At 68.9% G+C, this 25,457-nt stretch carries 30 protein-coding genes; 19 read left to right on the top strand and 11 right to left on the bottom strand.

Annotation, left to right across the window (positions count from 1 at the left end):
- Positions 1-109 precede the first annotated feature (109 nt).
- Positions 110-1,018 carry a polysaccharide deacetylase family protein gene (locus FHT26_RS04615; RefSeq protein WP_168558987.1) on the bottom strand — a complete coding sequence of 303 codons (909 nt, stop codon included), beginning with the start codon at positions 1,016-1,018 and terminating at the stop codon, positions 110-112.
- Between the two features lie 112 nt (positions 1,019-1,130).
- Here FHT26_RS04615 and FHT26_RS04610 point away from each other — a divergent pair, with 112 nt between their 5' ends.
- The gene (locus FHT26_RS04610; protein WP_168558986.1) at positions 1,131-2,387 is read left to right on the top strand and encodes a hypothetical protein; all 1,257 of its coding nucleotides are present in this window, start codon (positions 1,131-1,133) and stop codon (positions 2,385-2,387) included.
- A gap of 6 nt (positions 2,388-2,393) precedes the next feature.
- On the opposite strand, the gene FHT26_RS04605 is transcribed toward FHT26_RS04610, so the two are convergent.
- Genes FHT26_RS04605 through FHT26_RS04590 form a run of 4 tightly spaced genes read right to left on the bottom strand, consistent with a single transcriptional unit; the run spans position 2,394 to position 6,786 of the window.
- Positions 2,394-3,866 carry a serine/threonine protein kinase gene (locus tag FHT26_RS04605; RefSeq protein WP_168558985.1) on the bottom strand — a complete coding sequence of 491 codons (1,473 nt, stop codon included), beginning with the start codon at positions 3,864-3,866 and terminating at the stop codon, positions 2,394-2,396.
- Positions 3,856-4,599 (bottom strand): metallophosphoesterase family protein, encoded by a 744-nt coding sequence (locus FHT26_RS04600; RefSeq protein ID WP_168558984.1) that lies wholly within the window; start codon positions 4,597-4,599, stop codon positions 3,856-3,858. Before FHT26_RS04600 ends, FHT26_RS04605 begins: the two co-directional genes overlap by 11 nt.
- 28 nt (positions 4,600-4,627) lie before the next feature.
- Positions 4,628-5,569, bottom strand: coding sequence for an ornithine carbamoyltransferase (gene argF, locus FHT26_RS04595; protein WP_168558983.1), 942 nt, complete (start codon positions 5,567-5,569; stop codon positions 4,628-4,630).
- Complete coding sequence (locus FHT26_RS04590) at positions 5,566-6,786, bottom strand: aspartate aminotransferase family protein (RefSeq protein WP_168558982.1); 1,221 nt, start codon at positions 6,784-6,786, stop codon at positions 5,566-5,568. The genes argF and FHT26_RS04590 overlap by 4 nt, the downstream gene beginning before the upstream one ends.
- Positions 6,787-7,008: 222 nt before the next feature.
- Between FHT26_RS04590 and FHT26_RS04585 the strand changes: the two genes are divergently transcribed.
- Positions 7,009-7,362, top strand: a complete 354-nt coding sequence (locus FHT26_RS04585) for a DUF3579 domain-containing protein (RefSeq protein ID WP_056805635.1) — start codon at positions 7,009-7,011, stop codon at positions 7,360-7,362.
- A gap of 90 nt (positions 7,363-7,452) precedes the next feature.
- On the opposite strand, the gene rpsT is transcribed toward FHT26_RS04585, so the two are convergent.
- Positions 7,453-7,746 carry a 30S ribosomal protein S20 gene (gene rpsT, locus FHT26_RS04580; protein ID WP_047500675.1) on the bottom strand — a complete coding sequence of 98 codons (294 nt, stop codon included), beginning with the start codon at positions 7,744-7,746 and terminating at the stop codon, positions 7,453-7,455.
- Between the two features lie 126 nt (positions 7,747-7,872).
- Between rpsT and murJ the strand changes: the two genes are divergently transcribed.
- The 11 genes from murJ (at position 7,873) to FHT26_RS04525 (ending at position 17,760) form a co-directional block, all read left to right on the top strand.
- Positions 7,873-9,429, top strand: a complete 1,557-nt coding sequence (murJ, locus tag FHT26_RS04575; protein WP_168558981.1) for a murein biosynthesis integral membrane protein MurJ — start codon at positions 7,873-7,875, stop codon at positions 9,427-9,429.
- A gap of 32 nt (positions 9,430-9,461) precedes the next feature.
- The gene (locus FHT26_RS04570) at positions 9,462-10,331 is read left to right on the top strand and encodes a SirB1 family protein (RefSeq protein ID WP_168558980.1); all 870 of its coding nucleotides are present in this window, start codon (positions 9,462-9,464) and stop codon (positions 10,329-10,331) included.
- A gap of 122 nt (positions 10,332-10,453) precedes the next feature.
- Positions 10,454-11,515 (top strand): AI-2E family transporter, encoded by a 1,062-nt coding sequence (locus FHT26_RS04565; protein ID WP_168558979.1) that lies wholly within the window; start codon positions 10,454-10,456, stop codon positions 11,513-11,515.
- Positions 11,516-11,522: 7 nt separating this feature from the next.
- Positions 11,523-12,197: a DnaA regulatory inactivator Hda gene (gene hda / locus FHT26_RS04560; RefSeq protein ID WP_056805649.1), complete on the top strand. Its 675-nt coding sequence runs from the start codon at positions 11,523-11,525 to the stop codon at positions 12,195-12,197.
- On the top strand, positions 12,194-12,865 hold the full coding sequence (locus FHT26_RS04555) for an HAD family hydrolase (RefSeq protein WP_168558978.1): 672 nt from the start codon (positions 12,194-12,196) through the stop codon (positions 12,863-12,865). Before hda ends, FHT26_RS04555 begins: the two co-directional genes overlap by 4 nt.
- On the top strand, positions 12,862-14,493 hold the full coding sequence (gene pcnB, locus FHT26_RS04550) for a polynucleotide adenylyltransferase PcnB (protein ID WP_168558977.1): 1,632 nt from the start codon (positions 12,862-12,864) through the stop codon (positions 14,491-14,493). Before FHT26_RS04555 ends, pcnB begins: the two co-directional genes overlap by 4 nt.
- The gene (folK, locus tag FHT26_RS04545) at positions 14,480-14,980 is read left to right on the top strand and encodes a 2-amino-4-hydroxy-6-hydroxymethyldihydropteridine diphosphokinase (protein WP_210427245.1); all 501 of its coding nucleotides are present in this window, start codon (positions 14,480-14,482) and stop codon (positions 14,978-14,980) included. The genes pcnB and folK overlap by 14 nt, the downstream gene beginning before the upstream one ends.
- Complete coding sequence (locus FHT26_RS04540; RefSeq protein ID WP_047500693.1) at positions 14,977-15,330, top strand: DMT family protein; 354 nt, start codon at positions 14,977-14,979, stop codon at positions 15,328-15,330. Before folK ends, FHT26_RS04540 begins: the two co-directional genes overlap by 4 nt.
- Positions 15,327-16,001 carry a deoxynucleoside kinase gene (locus tag FHT26_RS04535; protein ID WP_168558975.1) on the top strand — a complete coding sequence of 225 codons (675 nt, stop codon included), beginning with the start codon at positions 15,327-15,329 and terminating at the stop codon, positions 15,999-16,001. The genes FHT26_RS04540 and FHT26_RS04535 overlap by 4 nt, the downstream gene beginning before the upstream one ends.
- Positions 16,002-16,079: 78 nt before the next feature.
- Positions 16,080-16,727, top strand: a complete 648-nt coding sequence (locus tag FHT26_RS04530; RefSeq protein WP_056805661.1) for a DUF47 domain-containing protein — start codon at positions 16,080-16,082, stop codon at positions 16,725-16,727.
- A gap of 16 nt (positions 16,728-16,743) precedes the next feature.
- Positions 16,744-17,760 (top strand): inorganic phosphate transporter, encoded by a 1,017-nt coding sequence (locus FHT26_RS04525; RefSeq protein ID WP_168558974.1) that lies wholly within the window; start codon positions 16,744-16,746, stop codon positions 17,758-17,760.
- 10 nt (positions 17,761-17,770) lie between these two features.
- On the opposite strand, the gene FHT26_RS04520 is transcribed toward FHT26_RS04525, so the two are convergent.
- Positions 17,771-18,214: an NINE protein gene (locus tag FHT26_RS04520; protein ID WP_168558973.1), complete on the bottom strand. Its 444-nt coding sequence runs from the start codon at positions 18,212-18,214 to the stop codon at positions 17,771-17,773.
- On the bottom strand, positions 18,211-18,753 hold the full coding sequence (locus FHT26_RS04515) for a GNAT family N-acetyltransferase (RefSeq protein ID WP_168558972.1): 543 nt from the start codon (positions 18,751-18,753) through the stop codon (positions 18,211-18,213). Before FHT26_RS04515 ends, FHT26_RS04520 begins: the two co-directional genes overlap by 4 nt.
- A gap of 154 nt (positions 18,754-18,907) precedes the next feature.
- On the opposite strand from FHT26_RS04515, the gene rpsP reads away from it, so the two are divergent.
- The 6 genes from rpsP to FHT26_RS04485 all read left to right on the top strand — a co-directional run bounded on the left by rpsP (position 18,908) and on the right by FHT26_RS04485 (position 22,863).
- Complete coding sequence (gene rpsP / locus FHT26_RS04510; protein ID WP_168558971.1) at positions 18,908-19,177, top strand: 30S ribosomal protein S16; 270 nt, start codon at positions 18,908-18,910, stop codon at positions 19,175-19,177.
- A 22-nt stretch (positions 19,178-19,199) separates the two neighbouring features.
- Complete coding sequence (gene rimM, locus FHT26_RS04505; RefSeq protein ID WP_246867707.1) at positions 19,200-19,790, top strand: ribosome maturation factor RimM; 591 nt, start codon at positions 19,200-19,202, stop codon at positions 19,788-19,790.
- 9 nt (positions 19,791-19,799) lie between these two features.
- Positions 19,800-20,558, top strand: coding sequence for a tRNA (guanosine(37)-N1)-methyltransferase TrmD (gene trmD, locus FHT26_RS04500; RefSeq protein WP_168558970.1), 759 nt, complete (start codon positions 19,800-19,802; stop codon positions 20,556-20,558).
- Between the two features lie 96 nt (positions 20,559-20,654).
- The gene (gene rplS / locus FHT26_RS04495) at positions 20,655-21,008 is read left to right on the top strand and encodes a 50S ribosomal protein L19 (protein ID WP_047584729.1); all 354 of its coding nucleotides are present in this window, start codon (positions 20,655-20,657) and stop codon (positions 21,006-21,008) included.
- 143 nt (positions 21,009-21,151) lie between these two features.
- Positions 21,152-21,835, top strand: coding sequence for a CoA pyrophosphatase (locus tag FHT26_RS04490; protein WP_168558969.1), 684 nt, complete (start codon positions 21,152-21,154; stop codon positions 21,833-21,835).
- Between the two features lie 38 nt (positions 21,836-21,873).
- On the top strand, positions 21,874-22,863 hold the full coding sequence (locus FHT26_RS04485) for a CobD/CbiB family protein (protein ID WP_168558968.1): 990 nt from the start codon (positions 21,874-21,876) through the stop codon (positions 22,861-22,863).
- A gap of 75 nt (positions 22,864-22,938) precedes the next feature.
- Here the strand turns inward: FHT26_RS04485 and rsgA are convergent, their stop codons facing one another.
- Genes rsgA through FHT26_RS04470 form a run of 3 tightly spaced genes read right to left on the bottom strand, consistent with a single transcriptional unit; the run spans position 22,939 to position 25,448 of the window.
- On the bottom strand, positions 22,939-23,844 hold the full coding sequence (gene rsgA / locus FHT26_RS04480) for a ribosome small subunit-dependent GTPase A (RefSeq protein ID WP_168558967.1): 906 nt from the start codon (positions 23,842-23,844) through the stop codon (positions 22,939-22,941).
- Positions 23,841-24,173, bottom strand: coding sequence for a 4a-hydroxytetrahydrobiopterin dehydratase (locus FHT26_RS04475; protein ID WP_168558966.1), 333 nt, complete (start codon positions 24,171-24,173; stop codon positions 23,841-23,843). Before FHT26_RS04475 ends, rsgA begins: the two co-directional genes overlap by 4 nt.
- A 3-nt stretch (positions 24,174-24,176) precedes the next feature.
- Entirely contained in the window at positions 24,177-25,448 is a 1,272-nt protein-coding gene (locus tag FHT26_RS04470; protein WP_168558965.1) for a M48 family metallopeptidase, read from the bottom strand.
- Positions 25,449-25,457: the final 9 nt, after the last annotated feature.

Below are 25,457 nucleotides of genomic sequence, written 5' to 3'. Positions count from 1 at the left end.
TCCGTTGTCAGAAGGCGGACCTCGAAAGACAAGTGCTTCATGGAGATGTCTCCCCGGCTCCCTTTGAGACTAGGAAAGATTGCACCACTCGAAGTGGCGCGCAAGCCATTTATCGCGCCATCTCCTCCATCGCCGACACGATCGCCCCCGGCGTCGTGACCCAGATCTCGCGGTGGTGGTCCATGACGTGCCGCAGCGCGCGCCGCAGGTGACGCAGGCGGTACGGCTGCCCGACGATGTACGGATGCAGCGCGATGCCCATCACCAGCGGCTGGCGCTGCGACTGCTCCAGCATCTCGTCGAACTGGTCGACGATCATCTGCGCGAAGTCCTTCGCGTCCATCTGCCGCGCGATGACCATCGGGATGTCGTTCAGCTCCTGCGGGTAGGGCACCGACCACAGCGAGCCGCCGCCGCGCGTGCGCAGGCGCACCGGCTGGTCGTCGTGGCACCAGTTCAGCGTGTACTGGAAGCCGGCCTCGGCCAGCAGGTCGGGCGTGACGTGGCTTTCCGAGATCCATGGCGACAGCCAGCCGCGCGGCGCCAATGCATGGCGGCGCGTCATCGTGTCGCGGCAGTGCTCGATCAAGGCGCGCTCGTCGGCCTCCGGCAGCGATCCTTGCCGGACCGAGTTGGTGTGGCCGTGCGCGATCATTTCGTCGCCACGCTGCACGAAGGCATCGACCAGCCGCGCGCTCAGTTCGTAAAGCGCGGTGTTCAGGATCACGCCGGCCGGCATCGCGACCTGGTCGAACAGCTCCAGGCAGCGCCACGCGCCGACGCGGTTGCCGTACTCGCGCCAGCTGTGGTTCAGCACGTCGGGGTGCGGCGAGGCCGGGCCGAGCGCTGCGCCCAGTCCTTCGCCGAACGCGAAGTCTTCCAGGTTGAAGCCGAGGTACACCGCCAGCCGCTGCCCGTTGGGCCAGCGGAAATCGGGCCGCTGCGTGATCGGCGAGTAGTCGAAGCGGCCGTGCGTGCGCAGCGGGCCGAAGCGGGGGTCGGGGTCCGGATGGCTCATGGTCTTGATCATGCAACTCCGGGGCCAGCCGGTGTACTGATGGACAGTGGCGTTGAACCATTCTCCGGTTCATGCGACTCAGCCTGTCAATCACTGCATGCATGGAGCGAACTTGATCGAGCAGAACAAGAACCACCGGAGAGTGAAGTCCGATCCCGGGATTCCCAGCCGTCGAGATGACGAGGCCCCGCACGCCACCGGCCTGCCGGCGAGAGTCAAGAAGAGCCGCAGCAGTGCCACGACAGAGATGGCGTGTGTCCGCGACGAATCCAATCACCTGCACTTGAATGCCGGTAGCGCGTTGCGCGCCGTTGCCCGACTGCTGGGCGCCGATGTCCAGGAGATCGATGCCGAGGCGTTCAAGGCGCGCCTGAAAACATATCTGGCCGAGTTTCAGCACGCTGCCGAGGGCGATGCCTGTCATGGATATGCGAGCGACACGCAACGCGAGCTTCTGGCGTGCATCAGTTCCGAACAGTTGGCGCGCTTGATTGAAAGCGTCGAACTGTACGGGGGCGCCAAGGACGAACCGACTCGGTGGCAGGCCTTCTGCGAGCGCTATCTCTTTGACGTCAATGGTGCAGTGCCGAGCGGTGATCTCAATGACCGCAGCCTCGGCTGCAGCAAGAGCCATTTTCGACGGCAAGCGGCCAAGCTCGGACTCCTGCAGCCCGCAGATCGTCCGGCGTGGTGCATGGCGACCTTGGTCAAGAACGGCAGAATGCCGCCGGTGAAGGCAACGGTCCTGACAGTTGCCGCGCCTGCGCTGGACAACACAAGGCAGCCGGAATGGAGCGTCTACGTCGACATGTTCGGAAAGCTGAAGCAGCGGCCGTACGCCGTCGCGATGAAAACGATCGCCGGGCAGTTCATGCAGTGCGCAGATCGGCACCCATCCCTGTCGCACGTCGCCTTGTGCGCTGCCGGCATGGATGCGTTTCTCGGTGGTCTGGCACCCGCCCAGCAAGCCGTTGCCAGGAAAGTGGGCGCCGTGGTGTACGCGGAATTGATCGTTTCCCTTCGGGTGGCGGGAAAGACGCCCCAGTTTCTCGGAGGCAAGAATGATGCATTCTGGAAAGAGGTCAATGCCAAGTTGCAAGCACTGGAGGAACCTCCGGTCGGATGCCTCGGTCTCGTCCCTCGCTGCATCACGGCGAAGGTCGCCGCGCGAACGCTCATCGGCAACGCCGGCGATCTGTCGAGCCTCACCGGCAACGGTTGCGCACGGGACAGGTCATTGGACGGCTTCTTCGGGCGTTCTTCGTTGATGCACTTCGTGCATGGCTTGGTCTCGATTGGTGGCAACTCCCGCGCGCAACGCGCCAAGCCGCGCAAGCGCTGGTCGTTGCCCCTGTTCACTTCGGGCTGAGATGATTCAGACGCCACGCAACACGCTGCGCACCACCGTCACCGTGCAGTCCGACTGCGCCACCACCTCGGCCGACACGCTGCCCAGGTAGCGGCGCAGCCCGCCGCTGCTGCGCGCGCCCATCACGATGTGGTCGACCTGGTTCTTGCGCGCGTAGTCGACGATCGCGGTCGCCGCGTCGGGCGCCTCCAGCACATGGAAGGTCACGCGCCCGGCCTGCTCGGGGCGCGTGGCCTCCAGGTCCTGCAGCAGCGGGCGCGCCCAGTGCTTCAGCTGCACCAGCAGGCCGACGTGCTTGCTGCCGCCGTCCTTGTCGAGCAGTTCGTCCATGCCGATGCGGTTGATCTTCAGCACCGCGAGGCACGCGAGGCGCGCGCCGGGCTCGGTGTGCAGCAGCCGCTGCACCGTGTCGCGCACCGCGTCGAGCAGCGCCGGGTCGGCGTTGGCGACGTCCACCGCCGCCAGCAGGATCGGGCTGCGCGCCGCCTGCCCGGCCGCATTGCCGCGCTCGGCCGGCTCGGCGCCGAGTGCGGCGAACCAGCGCCGCAGCGTCTGCACGCGGCCGCTGCGCGCACGCCGCGCCGCTCGTTCGGTCAGCACCACCTGCTCCGGGTTCTGCAGCTCGAACGCGAGCTGGGCCGCGCTCTGGTGCCGCTTGTCGGGTTGCACCTCCAGGCATCGCAGCACCAGCTCCTGCAGCCACGGCGGGCAGTCGGGTCGCCACGCGAGCGGCGGCAGCGGGTCCTGGTACAGCCGCTGGCGCAGCCCGCGCACGCTGGTGGGCGCACCGAACGGGCGCTCGCCGGTCAGCAGGTGGTACAGCAGCACGCCGAGCGCGAACAGGTCGCTGCGCGGGTCGTTGCGGATGAACTGCACCTGCTCCGGCGACATGTACGGGCCAGTGCCCATCGGCAGCTCGAACTCCTCGTCGAGCAGGTCGGGCAGGAAGTCGTGGCGCGACAGGCCGAAGTCGACCAGCACCGCATCGCTGCGCGAGCCGTCCGGGGCCTTGCGGAACATGATGTTGCTGGGCTTCACGTCGAGGTGCACCACGTGCTGGCGGTGCAGGTCGTGCAGCGCGGTCGCGATCAGCGCGCCGCAGCGCACCACCTCGTCGATCGGCAGCGGCGCATCGTCGAAGCGCTTGCGCAGCGAGTCGCCCGACAGGCGCTCCATCACGATGAACGGCTGCCCGGTGAAGTCGCCTTTCGCGATGAACTTCGGCACGTGCACGCCGCTGATCGACGGCAGGATCATCTGCTCGACCTCGAAGCCGACGATGCTGGTCGGGTCCTCGCCGCCCTTGATGCGCGGCACCTTCATGATCAGCGGCATCGGGTCGTCGCTGCCGAGCCGCGTCACCGCCCACAGGTTGGCCATGCCGCCCTGGTGCAGGTGGGCATCGAGCCGGAAGCCGTCGATGACCTGGCCGGCGGCCAGGCGCCACGAGGACTTCGCCGGCCCGGCCTCAGTGTCCATCGATCAGGCGCTGCGCCAGGCGTGCGGGCAGGCCGGCGGCCAGCACCTTGGCGCTCGCGGCCTCGTGGTCGTACGGCACGCGGTGGTAGGTGAGGTCGCCGCTGACGGTGTCGAACGTGGCGTAGGCGGCCGCCGGGTTGCCGTCGCGCGGCTGGCCGGCCGAGCCGGGGATCACCAGCCACTGGCGCTGTGGCGACAGCGGGATCGGCACGCCCGGCACCGGCGTGAAATCGCCGACCTTGCCGGTGCCCGACAGGTGGAACAGCAGCGGCTCGTGCACATGGCCGCAGAAGGTGATGCGCGCATCGGTGGCGTGCAGGCTGCGCACCGCATCGAGCCGACCGGTGACGTAGCCCCAGGCAGCCGGCGCGTGCGCGTTGGCATGCACGTAGAGGCGGTCGGCGTCGCGCGCGGTCAGCGGCAGCTTCGACAGGAAGTCGAGCTGCGCCGGCGTCAGGCGCTCGTGCGTCCACGCCGCGGCGTCGCGCGCGTCGGGCACCATGGTCGGCTGCGGGCCTTCCACCGCGGCCGCATCGTGGTTGCCCAGCACCGCGATCGCGCCGTCGGCCACATGGGACTGCACGCAGTCGACCACCCAGCCCGGCTCGGCGCCGTAGCCGACGTAGTCGCCGAGGAACACGTGCTGCTGCACGCCCTGCGATCGCGCATGCGCGAGCACGGCCTCGACCGCCTCGCGGTTGGCATGCAGGTCGGTGACGAGGGCAAGCTTCATGCGGTCTCGCGCCACGGATCGACCGGATTCAACCGATGCGGCCCAGCAGCAGGTATTCCATCAAGGCCTTCTGGACGTGCATGCGATTCTCGGCCTCGTCCCAGACGACGGATTGCGGCCCGTCGATCACGCCGGCCTCGACCTCCTCGCCGCGGTGGGCCGGCAGGCAGTGCATGAAGAGGGCGTCGGGCTGCGCCGCAGCCATCATCTCGCCGTCGACGCACCAGTCGGCGAAGGCCTTCATGCGGGCCTCGTTCTCGGCCTCGTAGCCCATGCTGGTCCAGACATCGGTGGTCACCAGGTGCGCGCCGGCGCAGGCTTCGAGCGGGTCCTTGAAGAGCTTGATGCAGCTGGTGGCGCTGGTGTCGTGGACGCCCGCCGCCTTCGCATCGACCTCGTAGCCCGACGGCGTGCTGACGTGCAGCGTGAAGCCGAGGATGCTGGCCGCCTGCAGCCAGGTGCTGGCCATGTTGTTGCCGTCGCCGACCCATGCGACCACCTTGCCCGCGATGCTGCCGCGGTGCTCGATGTACGTGAAGATGTCGGCCAGGATCTGGCACGGGTGGTACTCGTTGGTCAGGCCGTTGATCACCGGCACGCGCGAGTTGGCCGCGAAGGCTTCGAGCTTGGTCTGCTCGTAGGTGCGGATCATCACCAGGTCGACCATGCGGCTGATGACGCGCGCGCTGTCTTCGATCGGTTCGGCGCGGCCGAGCTGGCTGTCGCCGGTGGTCAGGTTCACCACCGAGCCGCCCATCTGGTACATCCCGGCCTCGAAGCTGACGCGGGTGCGGGTGGAGGCCTTCTCGAAGATCATCGCCAGCGTGCGGTCGACCAGCGGCGTGTACTTCTCGTAGTTCTTGAAGCGCTTCTTGATGATGGCCGAGCGCTCGAACAGGTAGGCGTATTCCTCGGCCCGGAAGTCCTTGAACTGCAGGTAGTGCTTGATGAGGCTCATGCCGGGCTTCATGGCTGGGCAGGGGTTTCGGACAGGAAACGCTTGACCAGCGGGCACAGGATGGCCACGATCTGCGCCGCTTCGTCAGCCGTGAGGATCAGCGACGGCACGAGGCGGATCACGCGGTCGGCGGTGACGCTCAGCAGCAGGCCGGCCTCGGCCGCGCGGTTCAGCAGCACGCCGCACGGGCGGTCGAGCTCGATGCCGAGCATCAGCCCCTGGCCGCGCACCTCGACGAAGCCCGGCACGCCGGACAGCTCTTTCTCGATGCCGGCCTTCAGCGCGGCGCCGACCGTGGCGGCGTTCTCGAGCAGCTTCTCTTCTTCCATGATGCGCAGCGTCTCGACGCCGGCGCGCATCGCGAGCGGGTTGCCGCCGAAGGTGCTGCCGTGGTTGCCGGGGCCGAACACGTTGGCCGCCTTCGGGCCGCAGACGATCGCGCCCACCGGCACGCCGGAGCCCAGGCCCTTGGCGAGCGGCATCACGTCCGGCTTGATGCCGGCCCACTGGTGCGCGAACCACTTGCCGGTGCGGCCCAGGCCGCATTGCACTTCGTCGAGCATCAGCAGCCAGCCGCGCTCGTCGCAGAGCTTGCGGATGCCTTGCAGGTACTCGATCGTCGAGACGTTGATGCCGCCTTCGCCCTGGATCACCTCCAGGAACACCGCGACGACGTTCGGGTTCTCGGCCGCCACCCGGCGCACCGCGGCCAGATCGTTCAGCGGCACGCGCACGAAGCCTTCGACCAGCGGGCCGAAGCCGGCCTGCACCTTGGTGTTGCCGGTGGCCGAGAGCGTCGCGATCGAGCGGCCGTGGAAGGCCTTCTCGTAGACGATGATCTCCGGGCGCTCGATGCCCTTGTCGTGGCCGAACTTGCGGGCGATCTTCAGCGCGCCTTCATTGGCCTCGAGGCCGGTGCTGCAGAAAAAGGCATTGGTCAGGCCCGACACCTCGGTCAGCTTCGCGGCGAGCTGCTCCTGCAGCGGCACCTGGTAGTAGTTGGAGCTGTGGATCAGCTTGCCGACCTGGTCCTGCAGCGCGGCGACCAGCTTCGGGTGCGCGTGGCCGACGGTGTTGACAGCGATGCCGCCCAGGCCGTCGAGGTATTTCTTGCCGTCGGTGTCCCAGACCCAGCAGCCTCGGCCATGCGACAGCGCGAACGGCAGGCGACCGTAGGTCGGCATCACGTGGGGCATCGGCTGGGCAGCGGGGGGGGTGGTCGCATTCATTGCGGCAGGCTCCGTAGGCGCGCGAAGTGCGCGGAAGTGCGAAATACAGGGCGGCAGGGCGCCGCCTGGGGCCTTGGATTCTAAGGGTCGGGGGTTGGCGCGCCGATAAAGGCACAGGCGCCAACCCTTCGGGGGCCCGGCAATCTGCTGCGGCGCAGCATATTCGCGGCACAATAGCCGCCGGCCGACCCGCCGTCCGTTCGACCCACGCCCGCAGCACGCATGACCTCACCCTTGCCCCGCGAAGTGTTCATCCAAGGCCTCACCAAGGATGGCAAGACCTTCCGACCCAGCGACTGGGCGGAGCGGCTGGCAGGGGCGATGTCGAGCTTCCGTCCGGGCGGATCGGCAGGCGGCATCGGATCGTTCATCGGCTATTCGCCGTACTGCGTGCCGCGCGTGATCAACGGCGTGAAGTGCGTGATCGTCAGCGAGGAGCTGAAGGCGCTGGAGCCGATGGCCTGGGACTTCGTGATGAACTTCGCGCGCGACAACGACCTGCAGGTCGTCGAGGCCTGCCTGCTGCCGAACGGGCAGCTGGCGCCGGTGCCGCCGCCGGCCCAGCAGGCCGCCTGAACCCTCTCCCGTCGAGCGCCACGATCTGGCGGCCCCAATGAAAAAGGCCCGCTGAGCGGGCCTTTTCACTTACCACCTGGATGTTGTCGATCAGGCTGCGAGTGCCTTGATCTTGGCCGACAGGCGGCTCTTGTGGCGAGCGGCCTTGTTCTTGTGGAACAGGCCCTTGTCGGCCACGGAATCGATCACGCCCTGGGCGGTCTTGAAGATTTCGGCAGCCTTGGCCTTGTCGCCGGCGACAACAGCCTTTTGAACGTTCTTGACGACCGTGCGGAACTTCGAACGCAGCGCGGTGTTGGCGGCGTTGAGCTTCACGTCTTGGCGAACACGCTTGCGGCCCGATGCGATGCGGACCGTCTTCTTGACTTTGGAGGAGGTAGCCATGTTTAGCTGAATCCAGGTGGGGCAAAGACCGCGAGTATAGCATTCACAATCCAGTCACGGCAAACGCGGCAGCCGGACGTGAGCATGCGCTACCTATAATCCGCCCGCCTTCCTGCCCCCGCCTCCATGAACCTGCTGCGTGCCGCCTCCGTCGTCTCCCTGCTGACCCTGGCGTCGCGCATCACCGGGTTGGGCCGCGAGCTGATGGTGGCCGCGATGTTCGGCGCCGGCGCCTGGACCGACGCCTTCCAGGCTGCGTTCCGCATTCCCAACATGCTGCGCCGGCTGTTCGCCGAAGGCGCCTTCGCGCAGGCCTTCGTGCCGATCCTCGGCGAGACCCGCACCCGCGAGGGCGACGAGGTCACGCACTTGCTGGTCAACGCGGTCGCCACCGTGCTGTTCTGGGCGCTGCTGGTCACCTGCGCGGTCGGCATGGTGGCCGCCCCGGCGATCGTCTGGCTGATGGCCTCGGGCCTCGCGCAGTTCGACGGCGCGGTGGTGATGACGCGCTGGATGTTTCCCTACATCGGCTTCATTTCGCTGGTCGCGCTGGCGGCCGGCGTGCTCAACACCTGGAAGCAGTTCGCGGTGCCGGCGGCATCGCCGGTGTTGCTGAACCTGGCGGTGATCGGTGCGGGCTGGGGCCTGGCGCCGGTGTTCCGGCGTTGGGGGATCGAACCGATCTACGCGATGGCCGTCGGCGTGATGGTCGGCGGCGTGCTGCAGCTGGCGGTGCAGCTGCCGGCGCTCGCGCGCATCGGCCAGCTGCCGCGCATCGGCATGACGCCGGCACGCATCGCCGCGGCCTGGCACCACCCCGGCGTGCACCGCGTGCTGCGCCAGATGGCGCCGGCGCTGCTGGGGGTGTCGGTGGCGCAGCTGTCGCTGCTGATCAACACGCAGATCGCGTCGCACGTCGGTGTCGGCGCGGTGTCGTGGCTGACCTATGCCGACCGGCTGATGGAATTCCCGACCGCGCTGCTCGGTGTCGCGCTCGGCGTGGTGCTGATCCCGCAGCTGTCGTCCGCCCAGGCGCGCGCCGATGCGCAGGCCTATTCCGGCCTGCTCGACTGGGGGCTGCGGCTGGTGCTGCTGCTGGCGCTGCCGTGCGCGGTGGCGCTGCTGGTGTTCACGACGCCGCTGGTCGCGTCGCTCTACCACCGCGGGGCTTTCCGCGCCGAGGACGTCGCGCAGACCGTGCTCGCGCTGCGCGGCTACGGCGTCGGCCTGATGGGGCTGATCGGCGTGAAGATCCTGGCACCCGGCTTCTACGCCCGGCAGGACATCCGCACGCCGGTGAAGATCGCGGTGATCGTGCTGGTGCTGACGCAGCTGATGAACCTGCTGTTCGTGCCGCAGCTGGGCCATGCGGGCCTCGCGCTGTCGATCGGCCTGGGCGCGCTGGTCAATGCCGGCTGGCTGTTCGTCGGCCTGCGCCGCGCCGGCAGCTACACGCCGTCGGCCGGCTGGGCCGGCTTCACCTGGCGGGTGCTGCTGGCGACCACGCTGCTCGGCGCCTTGCTCGGTTTCGCGTCGCTGAAGCTCGACTGGATCGCGCTCGGCCAGCAGCACGGCGCGCGGGTGGCGTGGCTGGCCGCCTGCCTGGGCGGCGCGGCGGTCGTTTACTTCGGCACCTTGCTCGCCACCGGGTTGAACCTCAGGCAGTTCGCCCGGCGCGGCTAGGGTGGCCCCCCTCGGCCCGCTAAACTTGCCCGATGGCCCGTCCGTTGCAGTTCGAAGCGCCCACCGCCCTGGAGTATTTCGCGTCGCTGGTGGCCGACGACGCCAGCCTCTCGCTGACCGAGGCTGCGGTCGCGATCGGGCAGGACGACGATCCCGGGCTCGACGCCCAGGCGGTGCTGGCCGAGATCGACCAGCTCGCGCTGCGCCTGAAGCAGCGCGTCCCGGCCGATGCGGTGCCGCTGCAGCGGCTGCGCCGGCTGAACCACTTCTTCTTCAACGACCTCGGCTTCGCCGGCAACGTCAACGACTACTACGACCCCGGCAACAGCCACGTCGGCACGGTGCTGCGCACGCGGCGCGGCATCCCGATCACGCTGGCGGTGCTGTACATCGAGCTGGCCACGCAGATCGGGCTGCAGGCACGCGGCGTCTCGTTTCCCGGGCACTTCCTCGTCAAGCTGCACATGCCGCAGGGCGAGGTCGTGATCGATCCGTTCACCGGCCATTCGCTGTCGCGCGACGATCTCGACGAGCTGCTGCTGCCGTACCGCCAGAGCCACGGCCTGGTGGGCGATTTCGACGTGCCGCTCGGGCTGTTCCTGCAGGCCGCGCCGGCGCGCGACGTGCTCGCCCGCATCCTGCGCAACCTGAAGGAAATCCACCGCACCGGCGAAGACTGGCCGCGCCTGGTGCAAGTGCTGAACCGGCTGGTGGTGCTGCTGCCCGACGCCTGGGAAGAGCGGCGCGACCGCGGCCTCGCCTATGCCGAACTCGGCATGACCGGCGAGGCGCTGCACGACCTCGACCTCTACCTGGCCCATGCGCGGGCCGCCGAGGACCAGTCGGCGATCCGCGCCCGCATCGCCCGGCTGCGCAGCGCCGGGCCGCGGCGCTTGCATTGAAGCGGTGTTGACACCGGTTTCAGCCGTTTTGGGCCCTGGCGCCACCGGCCCTTAGAATTTGCCGCTTCCTGCCGGCACCGCCCACCCCGGGTTCGTCCACGCCGGCATCACCGACTCCGTCGATGCAACTCTCTCCCGCGCAGCGTCAATCCCTTTCGTGGCTGGCCATCGCCCTGGTGCTGCTGGTGCTGGTGTGGCTGCTGGCACCGGTGCTGACGCCGTTCATCGTCGGCGCGGTGCTGGCGTATGCGCTGCACCCGCCGGTCGAGCGCCTGGCCGCGCGCGGCGTGCCGCGCGTGCTGGCGGTGCTGGGCGTCGAGGTGCTGGCCCTGCTGCTGGTGCTGACGGTGCTGCTGCTGATCGTGCCGATCCTGTCGAAGGAGCTGCCGTTGCTGCGCCAGCAGGTGCCGCTGCTGATCGATCGCTTCAGCCTGTGGGCCACGCCCTGGCTCGCGCAGCTGGGCATCCATGCGCAGCTCGACACCGCGAGCATCAAGGAATTCGTCGTCCAGCGCCTGGGCGACAACATGGAGGAGTGGATCGGCACCGTGCTCAGCTCGGCGCGCATCGGCGGCAGCTTCCTGCTGGCGATCGTCGGCAATGCCGTGCTGATCCCGGTCGTGCTGTTCTACCTGCTGATGGACTGGCCGCACCAGGTCAATCGCCTGGAGACGCTGATCCCGCCGCGCCTGCAGCCGGGCGTGCGCAGCTTCATGGCCGAATGCGATGCGGTGCTCGGCCAGTACCTGCGCGGCCAGTTGCTGGTGATGGGCATCCTGGCGGTCTACTACAGCGTCGGCCTCGCGCTGTTCGGCTTCGACCTGGCGGTGCCGGTCGGCGTGTTCACCGGGCTGGCGGTCTTCATTCCCTACCTCGGCTTCGGGCTCGGGCTGGTGCTGGCGCTGCTGGCCGGCACGCTGCAGTTCGCCAGCGCCTACGGGCTGATCGCGGTCGCGGTGGTCTACGGCGCCGGGCAGGTGCTCGAGAGCGTGTACCTGACGCCGCGCCTGGTCGGCGAGCGCATCGGGCTGAGCCCGCTGACGGTGATCTTCGCGCTGCTGGCGTTCGGCCAGCTGTTCGGCTTCGTCGGCGTGCTGATCGCGCTGCCGCTCAGCGCGGTGATGGCGGTGGCGGCCGGGCGCGTGCGCCTCGCCTACCTCGACAGCAAGCTGTTCCGCGGGTGACCGGGCGATGCGTCAACTGCCCCTGTTGATTGCCAGCGACCCGGCGCACACCTTCGAGACCTTCGTCGGCGCCGGCAATGCGCTGGCGCTGGCCCACCTGCGCGGCCTGACGCGCCAGGCCGCGCCGGTGCTGCTGTGGGGGCCTTCGGGCGCCGGCAAGACGCACCTGCTGCGCGCGCTCGCGAGCTCGGTGCAGCAGCAGGGCGGCCGCGTCAGCTGGTTCACCGCCGGCGACGACCTGCCGTGGTCGTTCGACGAGGGCGACATGCTGATCGTGCTGGACGACTGCGATGCGCTCGACGAGGCCGGCCAGCACGCCGCCTTCGCGCTGTTCGTGCAGGCCACGACGCACGGCATCCCGGTGGCCGCCGCCGCCCGCGTGCCGCCGATCGACCTGCCGCTGCGCGAAGACCTGCGCACCCGGCTCGGCTGGGGCCACATCTTCGCGATCGAGCCGCTCGGCGAGGCCGAAGCCCGCGCCGCGCTGCGCCGCGAGGCCGACCGGCGTGGCATCTTCCTGTCCGACGACGTGATGGACTACCTGCTGACGCGCTTCTCGCGCGACCTGAAGCACCTGATGAAGCTGCTCGACCGCCTCGACGAATTCGCGCTCGCGCACAAGCGGGCGATCACGGTGCCGCTGCTCAAGCAGATGCTCAGCGAGGAGGGCGCGCCGACATGAACCTCTGCCTGTTCGACCTCGACCACACGCTGATCCCGCTCGATTCCGACCATGCCTGGGGCGAGCACATGCTGCGCCTCGGCTGGGTCGAGACCGACGCATTCCGCCGCGCCAACGACGCCTTCTACGTGCAGTACCAGGCCGGCACGCTCGACATCCACGAATACATCGAGTTCGCGACCCGCGCCTGGCGCGACCGCCCGGCCGCCGAGCTGGCCGCCGCGCAGGCCGGCTTCATGCGCGAGGTGATCGTGCCGGCGATGCTGCCGGCCGCGATCGCGCTGGTGCGCGACCACCAGGCGCGCGGCGACCTGGTGGCCATCGTCACCGCGACCAACGAGTTCGTCACCGCGCCGATCGCCCGGGCGTTCGACGTGCCCCACCTGCTGGCCGTGGAACTGGAGCGCGGCCCGGCGGGTAACATCACGGGCCGGATCCACGGAACACCTTCGTTTCGAGACGGCAAGACGGTCCGCACCCGCGAGTGGCTGGCAGGCCTGGGGCATCGGCTGCAGGATTTCGAACGCATCAGCGTCTACAGCGATTCGCCGAACGACCTGCCGCTGCTGGAATGCGCCACCGATCCGGTGGCGACCAACCCCTCGCCGACGCTGGAATCCCTGGCGCGTGAGCGAGGCTGGCGTGTACTACAACTATTCACCCAATGATCAAGAAGTTCATTGACAAGCTGCTGGGCAAGACCAGCACCCCCATCGCGGTGCCCAAGGGCAAGCGGGTCGAAGTCGCGGCCGCCGAGCACGGCATCGACCCGGCGCTGGTCGACGAGAACGCGGTGCGCGTGGTGCAGACCCTGGCCGATGCCGGCTACGAGGCCTACATCGTCGGCGGCGCGGTGCGCGACCTGCTGGTCGGGCTGCGGCCGAAGGATTTCGACGTCGCCACCAACGCGACGCCCGAGCAGGTCAAGGGGCTGTTCCGGCGCGCTTTCATCATCGGCCGGCGCTTCCGCATCGTGCACGTGGTGTTCGGCCGCGGGCGCGAGCATGAAGTGATCGAGGTCTCGACCTTCCGCGCGATGATGGACGCCGCGGCCTCCGAGCAGGTCAGCGGCAACGAGAAGACCTCGAAGAGCGAGCTGGCCGGCAAGACCCATGCGGTCGACGCCAGCGGCCGCGTGCTGCGCGACAACGTCTGGGGCCCGCAGATCGAGGACGCCGCGCGCCGCGACTTCACCGTCAACGCGATGTACTACGACCCGCAGCGCCAGATCGTCGTCGACTACCACGGCGGCATCAAGGACGCGAAGAAGAAGGTGCTGCGCATCATCGGCGACCCGGTCACCCGCTACCGCGAAGACCCGGTGCGCATCATCCGCGTGGTGCGCTTCGCGGCCAAGCTCGGCTTCACGATCGATGCGAAGACGCGCGCGCCGATCCGCGAACTGGCGGCGCTGCTCGACAGCGTGCCGGCCTCGCGCACCTTCGACGAGATGATCAAGCTGCTGCAGACCGGCCACGCGCTGGCCAGCATCGAAGAGCTGCACAAGCAGGGCCTGGCCGGCGCGGCGCGTGGGCTGTTCCCGATCCTCGACGTGATGCTCGACGACGCGCAGAAGCACCCGGCACGCCAGAAGTTCGTGCAGCTCGCGCTGGCCGACACCGACCGCCGCGTCGCCGAGGGCAAGCCGGTCGCGCCGAGCTTCATGCTGGCCTGCATGCTGTGGCACGAGGTGCTCGACCGCTGGCTGCGCCTGAAGAAGGGCGGCGAAGCGCCATTCCCCGCGCTGCAGCAGGCGATCGATGCGGTGTTCGATGCGCGCATCGGCGACATCTCCGGCCGCGGCAAGCTGGCCGGCGACATGCGCGAGATCTGGCTGATGCAGCCGCGCTTCGAGCGCCGCACCGGCAACGGGCCGTTCACGCTGGTCGAGCAGCCGCGCTTCCGCGCCGCGTTCGACTTCTTGCGGCTGCGCGCCGATGCCGGCGAGATCGACGCCGAGCTGGCGCGCTGGTGGGAAGACTTCTCTCTGGCCGATCCGGATGAGCGGCATCGGCTGATGCAGGGCAAGCGCGACGGATCGCGCGACGGTCCTCGAGAGGCCCCGCGGCGTTCGTCGTCGTCCGGCCCGCGTGCGGCTGCCGCCCCGCGCGGCGCGGCGCCTGCAACGTCGGGCGACGCCGTCGAGGCGGACGAAGCGATCGACGCCATTGAAGCCACCGATGGCGAGCCATCGGCCGAACCGGCCCGCAAGCGCCGTCGTCGTCGCCGCAAGCCCGGTGGCGCTGAAGGGGCTGGCGGCGCTGCCCCGGCCTTCGGCGGCGATGCCGGCGAATGACACCCGCGCCGAATGGGCCTTCGTCGGCCTGGGCGCCAACCTCGGCGATGCGCACGCCACGCTGAGCCGCGCACTCGACGAACTGGCCGCGCTGCCCGGCGTCGAGTCGCTGCAGGCCTCGCCGCTGTACCGCAGCAAGCCGGTCGATGCGCAAGGGCCCGACTTCGTCAACGCCGTCGCGCGGCTGCGCACCACGCTGTCGCCGCTGGCGCTGCTGGCCGGCCTGCAGGCCATCGAGGCCGCCCATGGCCGAGAGCGGCCGTACCGCAACGCACCGCGCACGCTCGACCTCGACCTGCTGCTGTACGGCGAGCAGGCGATCGATGAACCCACATTGACCGTGCCGCACCCGCGCATGCACCTGCGGGCTTTCGTGCTCGCGCCGCTGGCCGACCTGGCGCCCGACCTGCAGGTGCCCGGCCGGGGTGGTGTCGCCGAGCTGCTGGCCGGACTCGACTTCCAACCTCTCTCGCGGATCGACCCATGAATGCCATTCCCGTGTCGGTGCAGACCGTCGTGCTGCTCATCGCGTCGAACGTCTTCATGACGGTCGCGTGGTACGGCCACCTGAAGAGCCTGGCCGACAAGCCGTGGTTCGTCGCCGCGCTGATCAGCTGGGGCATCGCGCTGTTCGAGTACCTGCTGCAGGTGCCGGCCAACCGCATCGGCTATGCCGGCGGCTTTTCGCTCGCGCAGCTGAAGATCACGCAGGAGGTCATCACGCTGGGCGTGTTCGTACCGTTCGCGATGATCTACATGGGCCAGCCGTTCAAGCTCGACTACGTGTGGGCCGGGCTGTGCCTGGTCGGCGCGGTCTACTTCATCTTCCGCTCATGAGCGCTGCCGGGGTCACGGGGCTGGAGCGCTTCCGGCACATCGCGATCGAAGGGCCGATCGGCGTCGGCAAGAGCTCGCTCGCGCGCCGGCTGGCGGCCCACCTCGGCGCCGAGCCGATGATGGAGCAGGCCGGCGAGAACCCGTTCCTCGAGCGCTTCTATGCCGACCAGCCCGGCTATGCCTTCCAGACGCAGGTGTTCTTCCTGTTCCAGCGGCTGCGCCAGGTGCGCTCGCTGGCGCAGCCGGGCATGTTCTCGCAGGCCGTCGTCAGCGATTTCGTGTTCGCGAAGGATGCGCTCTTCGCGCGCCTGAACCTGAGCGACGAGGAGTACCGACTCTATGCCCAGATGTACGGCCAGGTCGCGCCGCAGGTGCCGCAGCCCGACCTGGTGATCTGGCTGCAGGCGCCGACCGCGACGCTGCTGCAGCGCATCCAGCGCCGCGCGATCGCGATGGAGCAGCGCATCGGCGCCGACTACCTGCAGCGCCTGGCCGACGCCTACGCCGGCTATTTCGAAGGCTTCGATGCGGCGCCGGTGCTCGCCGTCGACACCGAGCACTTCAACCCGATCGAGCGCGATGCCGACTGGCACGCGCTGCTCGACCGGCTGGGCGGCTTCCGCGGCCCACGCGAGTTCTTCGACCCCGGCGCGCAGCCCCGTCTGGCCTGAACTGCCCGGCTACACTGCGCCGTGTGAAAAATCGGTGACAGCGCGATGACGGCGCGGCCGATCCCCAGGAGACCCCCGATGCTGTTTGGCAAGCTGTTGCCGCGTGAAGGCAATTTCTTTGAACTGTTCAACCAGCACGCTGCGTTCATCGTCGAAGGCGCGCGCGCCTTCATCCTGATGATCGAGAACTACGGCGACCTCAACCTGCGCGAGAAGCATGCGAACGAGGTGGTGGCCGCCGAGCGCGCCGCCGACCGCATCACCGCCGAGGTCAACCGGCTGCTGCACAAGACCTTCATCACGCCGATCGACCGCGAGCAGATCCACGGCCTGATCAACGCGATGGACGACATCGTCGACCTGCTGCAGGACGCCACCGAGACCATGCAGCTGTACGACGTGCGCGCGATGACCGAAGAGGTGCTGCGCCTGGGCGACCTGAGCGCCAAGTGCTGCGAGCGCGTGCAGCACGCGGTGTCGCTGCTGCCCCGGCTGAACCAGCACGACGCGAGCGAGGCCGCGATCAAGACCTGCGAGGAGATCGACAAGCTCGAATCCGATGCCGACCGGGTGATGCGCGCCGCGATGTCCAAGCTGTTCCGCGAAGAGAAGGACGTGCGCGAGCTGATCAAGCTGAAGGCCATCTACGAGCAGCTCGAATCGATCTCCGACCGGTGCGAGGACGTCGCCAACCTGATCGAGGGCGTGGTCCTCGAGAACTCCTGACCGGCCGGGGCTGCGGATGCAATCGGTCCAGGTCGCCTTCTGGGTGGTGGCGCTGCTCGTCGCGCTGGCCATCGTCTTCGATTTCATGAACGGCTTCCACGACGCGGCGAATTCCATCGCCACCGTGGTGTCCACCGGCGTGCTGAAGCCGCAGCAGGCGGTCGTGTTCGCGGCTTTCTTCAACGTGCTGGCGATCTCGGTGTTCCACAACCTGACGGTGGCGGCCACCGTCGGCAAGGGCATCGTCGTGCCGGGCGTCGTCGACCACCACGTGGTGTTCGGCGCGCTGATCGGCGCGATCGTCTGGAACGTCGTGACCTGGTGGTACGGCATCCCGTCGAGCTCGTCGCACGCGCTGATCGGCGGCATCTGCGGCGCGGCGATCGCGAAGGCCGGCGTCGGCGTGCTGGTCGGCGGCGGCCTGTTGTGGATCGTCGCGTTCATCTTCATCTCGCCGGCGCTCGGCTTCCTGCTCGGCTCGCTGGCGATGGTGGCGGTGGCCTGGATCTGCCGGCGCAGCTCGCCGCTGCGGGTCGACAACTGGTTCCGCCGGCTGCAGCTGCTGTCGGCCGGCTTGTACAGCCTGGGCCACGGCGGCAACGACGCGCAGAAGACCATCGGCATCATCTGGATGCTGCTGATCGCCACCGGCTATGCGGCAGCCGATTCGAAGGCGCCGCCCGGCTGGGTCATCGGCAGCTGCTACCTGGCGATCGGGCTGGGCACGATGTTCGGCGGCTGGCGCATCGTGCTGACGATGGGCCAGAAGATCACGAAGCTGAAGCCGGTCGGCGGCTTCTGCGCCGAGACCGGCGGCGCGATGACGCTGTTCCTCGCGACCGCGCTCGGCATCCCGGTGTCGACCACGCACACCATCACCGGCGCGATCGTCGGGGTCGGCTCGGTGCGGCGCGCGTCGGCGGTGCGCTGGGGCGTGGCCGGCAACATCGTGTGGGCCTGGGTCTTCACGATCCCGGCGGCCGCGTTCGTCGCGGCGATGGCCTACTGGGCGAGCTTCACGCTGTTCCCGTGACGGTCCCGGCTTACTGGCTGATCTTCCGGGCTTCCTCGACCTGGTACTCGAAGTAGCGCTGGCCGCCGAACGCGATCGTCGCCATCAGCACGGTGGCGCCCAGCAGCAGCGCGATCACGACGCCGATCACCGCCGCCCAGCCGGCCGGCGCGACCGGCTCGCCGGCGTTGAAGCGCAGGCTCCATTTCTCGTCGGGCATCAACCCGTAGACGATGGCGGCCAGCATCGCTGCGGCGACCGCAATGCCCAGCAGCGGGATCAGCGCCCACGACAGCGGGTCGTCCTGGCCGATGCGGATCACCCGCAGCACGCCATAGGCGCCGATCAGCGTCGGCACCGGCCACAGCCAGCCCCACACGTCGCGCGGGCCGTGCAGGTAGAAGCGGTGCAGCCCGAGGCTGCCGCCGACCAACGCGATCCAGGTCGCGAGCGTCTTCGACTTCGCCATGGTCATTGGCCCGCCGCCGGGGGCACGGCGTCGCCGCTGCCGAGGGCGCGCTGCATCAGCACCACGTCGAGCCAGCGATCGAACTTCCAGCCGGCGGACTTCAGCAGCCCGGTGTGCTCGAAGCCGAGGCTGCGGTGTACGCCGATCGAGCCGGCGTTGGCCGAATCGCCGATCACCGCGAGCATCTGGCGTGCGCCCAATGCCTCGCATTGCGCCATCAACGCGGCCAGCAGCGCCTTGCCGGCGCCTTGCCCGCGGGCGGCGTCCGACAGGTAGATCGAGTCTTCGAGGCAGAAGCGGTAGGCGCGGCGCGGCCGGAAATGGTTCGCGTAGGCATAGCCGAGCACCTCGCCGCCGCGTTCGGCCACCAGCCAGGGCAGGCCCTTCGACAGCACGTCGTCGCGCCGGCGGGTCATCTCGGCGAGGTCCGGCGCCTCGAGCTCGAAGGTGCCGGTGCCGTGCAGCACGTTCCAGCCATAGACGGCGGTGATGGCGGGAAGGTCGGCCGCCGTGCTGGCGCGGATCGTGATGGGGCTCTCGGACATGGCGGGTGGCGAGTTGGTGGGAGGAGTTTATAATGTCGGGTTTCGGTGACGGTCGACCCGGAGGGTCGGCGTATCTACGGCACCGGCCCCCGATCTGCTTGCCCTGAGTGTCTCCTGGTGCGGTGGATGTTTTCGACAATCTCAAGGAAACAACATGGTCGTGATTCGACTCGCACGTGGTGGCGCCAAGAAGCGTCCGTTCTACAACATCGTCGTCGCTGATTCGCGCGTCCGCCGTGACGGCCGCTTCATCGAACGCGTCGGCTTCTACAACCCGGTGGCCTCCGGTGCCGAACAGCCGCTGCGCGTGGCATTCGACCGCATCGAGCACTGGGCCTCGGTCGGCGCCCAGCTGTCGCCGACGGTCGAACGCCTGGTCGCCCAGGCCAAGGCCGCGACCCCGGTCGCTGCTGCCGCGGCCTGAAGCCGGGCCTGAGGACGTGTCGATGACCGCCGCGCCGGGGCCGACCGGGATGACAGATCCCGCCTGGCCCGAGGACGCGGTGGAAATCGGCAGGATCCTCGATGCCTGGGGCGTGAAGGGCTGGGTTCGCGTCCAGCCTTTCGCCTCCGATCCCCAGGCGCTGTTTTCTTCGCGCCGGTGGTTCGTGAAACCGCCGGAGCCTCAAGGCATCAAGCTGCCGGCGACGGCCGCAGCCGCCTTTCCGTCCTTGCTGAAGGTCGTGCAGGTCAAGGAACACGGCGACGGCGTCGTCGCCCAGGTGCAGGACGTCGCCGACCGCAACGGGGCCGAGGCCTTGCGCGGCGCGCGCCTGTTCGTCAGCCGCGCGAGCTTTCCGACCGCCGCCAAGGACGAGTACTACTGGGTCGACCTGATCGGCATGACGGTCGTGAACCGCGAGGGCCAGACCCTCGGCACGGTCGCCGGCCTGATCGACACCGGCCCGCACAGCGTGCTGCGGCTCGCCGCCGCGACGCCGGCCGAGGAGCGGCTGATCCCGTTCGTCGGCGCCTACGTCGACGATGTCAGCATGGACCAGCGCCGCATCACCGTCGACTGGGGCCTCGACTACTGATCCCGCGCGATGCGCTTCGACGTCGTCACGCTGTTCCCCGAACTGTTCTCGCCCCACCTCACCGTGGGTGTGACGCGCCGCGCGTTCGAATCGGCGCAGGTCGACGTGCGGCTGTGGCCGCTGCGCGATTTCGCCGACGACAACTACCGCCGTGTCGATGACCGCCCGTATGGCGGCGGACCCGGCATGGTGATGCTGGTCGAACCGTTGCAGCGTGCGCTCGCTGCCATCCGCAGCGAGCGGGGCGATGGCGCCGCCGCGCCGGTCGTGCATTTCACGCCGACCGGCCGGCGCATCGACCAGGCGGTGATGCGCGAGTTCGCGGCCGGTCCCGGCGCGGTGCTGCTGTGCGGCCGCTACGAGGGCATCGACCAGCGCTTCATCGACCGCCACGTCACGCTGGAGCTGAGCCTGGGCGATTTCGTGCTGTCCGGCGGCGAACTGCCGGCGCTTGCGCTGCTCGACGGCGTCGCGCGGCTGCAGGATGGCGTGCTGGGCGACGCGCAATCGCACCAGCAGGACAGCTTCTCCGACGGCCTGCTCGACTGCCCGCACTACAGCCGGCCCGAGGTGCTCGACGCCGTGGACGGCCCGGACGCAGTGCCGCCGGTGTTGCTGTCGGGCCACCATGCCGACATCGCCCGCTGGCGGCGCGATCGTTCGCTCGAGATCACCGCCCGGCGCCGCCCCGAATTGATCGCTGCCGCCCGCGGGCGTGGCGAACTCAGCAAACTCGACGAGAAGTTCCTCTCAGGCCTCGGGCTATAATCGCGGGCTTTTCGATCCTCTGCCGGGCGTGGCCGCCTCATTCTTGCGTGGCCACACCAGTACAGCAATCGCGCCGGCAAGATCACAGGAGAAACCATGGACCTGATCCAGACCCTCGAGCAAGAAGAAATTGCTCGCCTCAACAAGACCATTCCCCCCTTCGCCCCCGGCGACACGGTGATCGTCAGCGTCAACGTCGTCGAAGGCACGCGCAAGCGGCTGCAGGCCTACGAAGGCGTCGTGATTGCCAAGCGCAACCGCGGCCTGAACTCCAGCTTCATCGTGCGCAAGATCTCGAGCGGCGAAGGCGTGGAGCGTACGTTCCAGCTGTACAGCCCGCTGATCGCGACGATCGAAGTCAAGCGCCGCGGCGATGTGCGCCGCGCCAAGCTGTACTACCTGCGCGACCGTTCGGGCAAGTCGGCCCGGATCAAGGAAAAGCTCGCCTGACGAAGTCAGGGCCGACGCAGTCGGTCTGCCGCGAAGCGGCAAAGCCAGCTTTCGCGCGCAGCGCAAAAGCTGGCTCAAGCGCCGTTTCCCCCGAAAAAGAGCCGCCTCACACGAGGCGGCTTTTTTTCTTGTCCAATCGCTCCATGCCGCTGAGCTTCAACCCGCTGGAACTGCCCGTCGAGGGCATCGACGACCACCTACCCGCGGTTGCGCTGCCTCAGCTCTCGCCCGAGGCCTTGCGCCGCCGCTTCCTCGCGCCGCCGGTGTGGTCGCCCGAGATTTCCGCCGAGCGCGCCTTCGGCAACCGGGCACCCGCGCATGCCTCGGTGCTGGTGCCGCTGGTGCAGCGCGAGGTGCTGTGCGTCGTGCTGACCCAGCGCACCGACCACCTGACCGACCACCCTGGCCAGATCAGCTTTCCCGGCGGTCGTGCCGAAAGCTACGACGCCGACGCCGTCGACACCGCCCTGCGCGAGGCCACCGAAGAAATCGGCCTTGCGCGCGAGTACGTCGACGTGCTCGGCAGCCTGCCCATCTACACCACCGGCACCGGCTTCATCGTGACGCCGGTGGTCGGCCTGCTGCGCCCGGGCTTCACGATCCAGGCCGATCCGTTCGAGGTGGCCGAGGTGTTCGAGGTCCCGCTCGCGTTCCTGATGAGTCCGGCCAACCACCGCCGGCACAGTGTCGAGGTGGGCGGCGTGAAGCGCGAGTTCCTGTCGATGCCGTGGACCGGCGTCGCCGCCGACGGCCGGCCGCGCCAGTACTTCATCTGGGGCGCGACCGCCGCGATGCTGCGCAACCTGTACCGATTCCTCGCCGCCTGAGTCCGCCCGATGAGGCCTCGCCGCTATCATCGCGGGCCATGAGTTTCTTCGCCGTCCTGTTCGCGCTGCTCATCGAGCAACTGAAGCCGCTGCCGCGCCGCAACTTCGTGCACGACGGCCTGACCGGCTGGATGCGCTGGACCGGCCGCAACTTCGACGCCGGCCAGGACCACCACGCCTGGGTCGTCTGGTGCGTGACGACGCTCGTGCCGGCGCTGCTGGCCTGGGCGGTGTTCGCCGTCGTCGTGCGCTTCAGCCTGGTCGCGGCACTGGCCTGGAACGTCGTCGTGCTGTACCTGACGATGGGTTTCCGCCAGTTCAGCCACTACTTCACCGACATCCGCGATGCACTCGAGCGCGGCGACGAGCTCACCGCGCGCCGTCTGCTGGCCGAATGGCGCCACCTCGACGCCAGCGAGCTGCCGCGCGCCGAACTGCTGCGCCACGTGATCGAGCATTCGCTGCTGGCCGCGCACCGCCATGTGTTCGGCGTCTTCTTCTGGTTCGTCGTGCTGTCGTCGCTCGGCCTCGGGCCAGCCGGCGCGGTGTTCTACCGCATGGCCGAGTTCGCGAGCCGCTACTGGGCCTTCAAGAGCCGCACCGTCGGCGCCCCGGTCAACGAGCGGCTGCTGGCGCTGTCGCAACGCCTGTTCGGGCTGATCGACCACCTGCCGGCGCGGATGACCGCCTTCGGCTTCGCGGTGGTCGGCAACTTCGAGGAAGCGGTGTCGTGCTGGCGCCGCGATGCCGGGCTGTGGAAGCACGCGAACGAAGGGATCATCCTGTCGGCCGCCGCCGGTGCGGTGGGGGTGCAGCTCGGCGGCAGCGCTGCGCCGGGCGTGACGCCCGACCGCTCGAAGACCTTCGACAGCGGCGCGCCGGACGAGCTGTCGAATGCCGAAGGCTCGACCCCGGGGGCGCCGCCGCAGACCGGCCACCTGCGCAACATCGTCGGGCTGGTGTGGCGCTCGGTCGTGCTGTGGATGCTGCTGCTGGCGCTGCTGTCGCTGGCCAACCTCATCGGCTGATGGAGACGACCCCTCGATCGACGGGTACGTCGATCGATCCCCCGAGAGGATGGGGCCCGGCGCTCGGCCCGTCGATCAGAACCGCTGGCGCGACAACTCTTCGCGGATCTCGCCGTAGATGCGGTGCCGCGACTCGCTGATCTCCCCGCGCGCCAGCGCCGCCAGCACGCCGCAGCCGGGCTCGTGCTGGTGCGTGCAGTTGTAGAACTTGCAGTCGGTCGCCGCCGCGCGGATGTCCGGCATCAGCATCGCCAGCTGCGCCGCCTCGATCTGCCGCAACCCGAACTCCTGGAAGCCCGGCGAATCGATCAGCGCCGTCGTGCGCGCCGAATCGAGCCAGTACCACTGCGTCGAGGTGGTGGTGTGGCGGCCGGAGTTCAGCGCCACCGAGATGTCGCCCACCTGGGCCCGCGCATCGGGCGCCAGCAGGTTGATCAGCGTGCTCTTGCCGGTGCCGCTCGGCCCCAGCACCAGCGTCGCGCGCTCGGCGAGCAGCGGGCCGAGGCGGTCGCGCGCCTCCTGCGGCCGCGTCTTCAGCGCCAGCTCGATCACGTCGGCGCCCATCGCGCTGTAGGACTTCAGGCGCTCGCGCGCCGCGGCGATCTGCGGCAGGTCGGCCTTGTTCAGGATGATGCGCGTCGGAATGCCGGCGCTCTCGGCCGCGATCAGCGCGCGCGCGAGCTGCGATTCGCTGAACACCGGATCGGCCGCCACCAGCACCAGCAGTTGGTCGAGGTTGGCGGCGAACGACTTGGTCTTCCATTCGTCCTGGCGGAACAGCAGGTTGCGCCGCGGCTCGACATGCTCGATCACGCCTTCGTCGCCGGTGACCTGCCAGCGCACGCGGTCGCCGACCACGCAGGCGCTCTTCTTGCCGCGCGGGTGGCAGACGATGCGCTCGCCGTCGGGCGTCTCGACGATGTAGTGCCGCCCATGGCCCGCGACCACCAGCCCGCTGTCGAGCGCGACCGCGTGGCTCAAGCGAGGAAGGCGACGAGCGCGTCCGCCTTGGCCGCGCAGATGAAGTCGTTCAGCGAGATGCCGCCGACCGAGTGCGTGTTGAAGCGCGCCACGCAGCGGTCGTAGCTGACGGCCAGCTCGGGGTGGTGGTCTTCGGTGTGCGCGATCCAGGCCAGTGCATTCACGAAGGCGATCGTCTCGTGGTAGTTCTTGAAGCTGAAGGTCTTCTCGATGGCGCCGTCGTTCAGGTGCCAGCCGCTGACCTGCGCCAGGTGGCTGCGGACTTCGTTCGGGCCCATCGCGTCGGCGCCTTCCAGCGCCTTGCATTTCAGGTGCAGCAGGTTGCTCATGGTTCAGCTCGTTTGCGTGTGAAGGGCCGCCAGGCGCTCGGTGGCCGGCGGATGGGAGTAATAGAAGCTCGCGTACACCGGGTCCGGCGTCAGCGTCGTCGAATTGTCCTCATGCAGCTTCAGCAGGGCCGCAGCAAGGTCTTGGCCGTTCGCCTGCGAGCAGGCGTAGGCATCGGCCTCGAACTCGTGCTTGCGCGAGACGCGCGCCGCCAGCGGCCCGGCGAACACGCCGAACACCGGCATTGCGAGCATCAGCAGGATCAGCGCCAGCGCGTCGTTCGGTGCCGCCAGCGACGGCTGCACGCCCAGCCCGACGAAGAACCAGGCCTGGTTCGACAGCCAGCCCAGCAGCGCGAAGGCCAGCAGGCTCAGCACCGTCATCGTCAGGCTGCGCTTGAGCAGGTGGCGCAGCTTGAAGTGGCCGAGCTCGTGCGCCAGCACGGCTTCCATCTCGGGCGGGCTGAGCTTGTTGATCAGCGTGTCGTAGAAGATCACGCGCTTGGATTTGCCGAGGCCGGTGAACATCGCGTTCGCGTGCGCCGAGCGCTTGCTGCCGTCCATCACGTAGAAGCCCTGCGCGGTGAAGCCGCAGCGCGCCATCAGCGCGAGCGCCTGCTCCTTCAGCGTGCCGTCGGGCAGCGGCTCGAACTTGTTGTACAGCGGCATCACGACCAGCGGATACACCACCTGGACGAACAGGCCGAAGGCCGTCCAGGCGAGCCAGGCCCACAGCCACCACCCCGCGCCGGCCGCACCCATCAGCCACAGGATCAGCGCGACGATCGGCAGGCCGAGCACGATGCCGACCAGCGTGTTGGTGACCAGGTCGCGCACGAACAACTGCCAGGTCATCCGGTTGAAGCCGAAGCGCGCCTCGAGGCGGAAGGTGGCGTACAGCTCGAAAGGCAGCTCGAGCACCGCGCCGATCACCGAGAATGCCAGCACCAGCGCCAGCTGGTACGCGAGCCCGCCGAAGCGCGGCGCGATGGCGCCGCGCAGCACGTCGTTCAATGCGTCGAGCCCGCCGAGCAGCGTCCAGCCGAGCAGCACGACGGTGCCGAAGGCCATCGATACCAGCCCGAAGCGGCCCTTCGCGAGCGTGTAGTCGGCGGCCTTCTGGTGCGCCTCGAGCGACACCTTGCCGACGAAGGCATCCGGCACGGCGCCACGGTGGGCCGCGACATGGCGCATCTGGCGCGTCGAGAGCCACAGGCGCAAGCCGAGCGAGGCGAGCAGCGCGACGGCGAACAGCAGGGTCAGGTGAAAGGCTTGCATGGGCTGCAA

Source organism: Rhizobacter sp. SG703, assembly GCF_012275445.1.
GTDB lineage: Bacteria > Pseudomonadota > Gammaproteobacteria > Burkholderiales > Burkholderiaceae_C > Rhizobacter.
The sequence above is the reverse complement of the archived record's forward strand: the minus strand, read 5'-3'. Positions and strand labels throughout refer to the sequence as shown.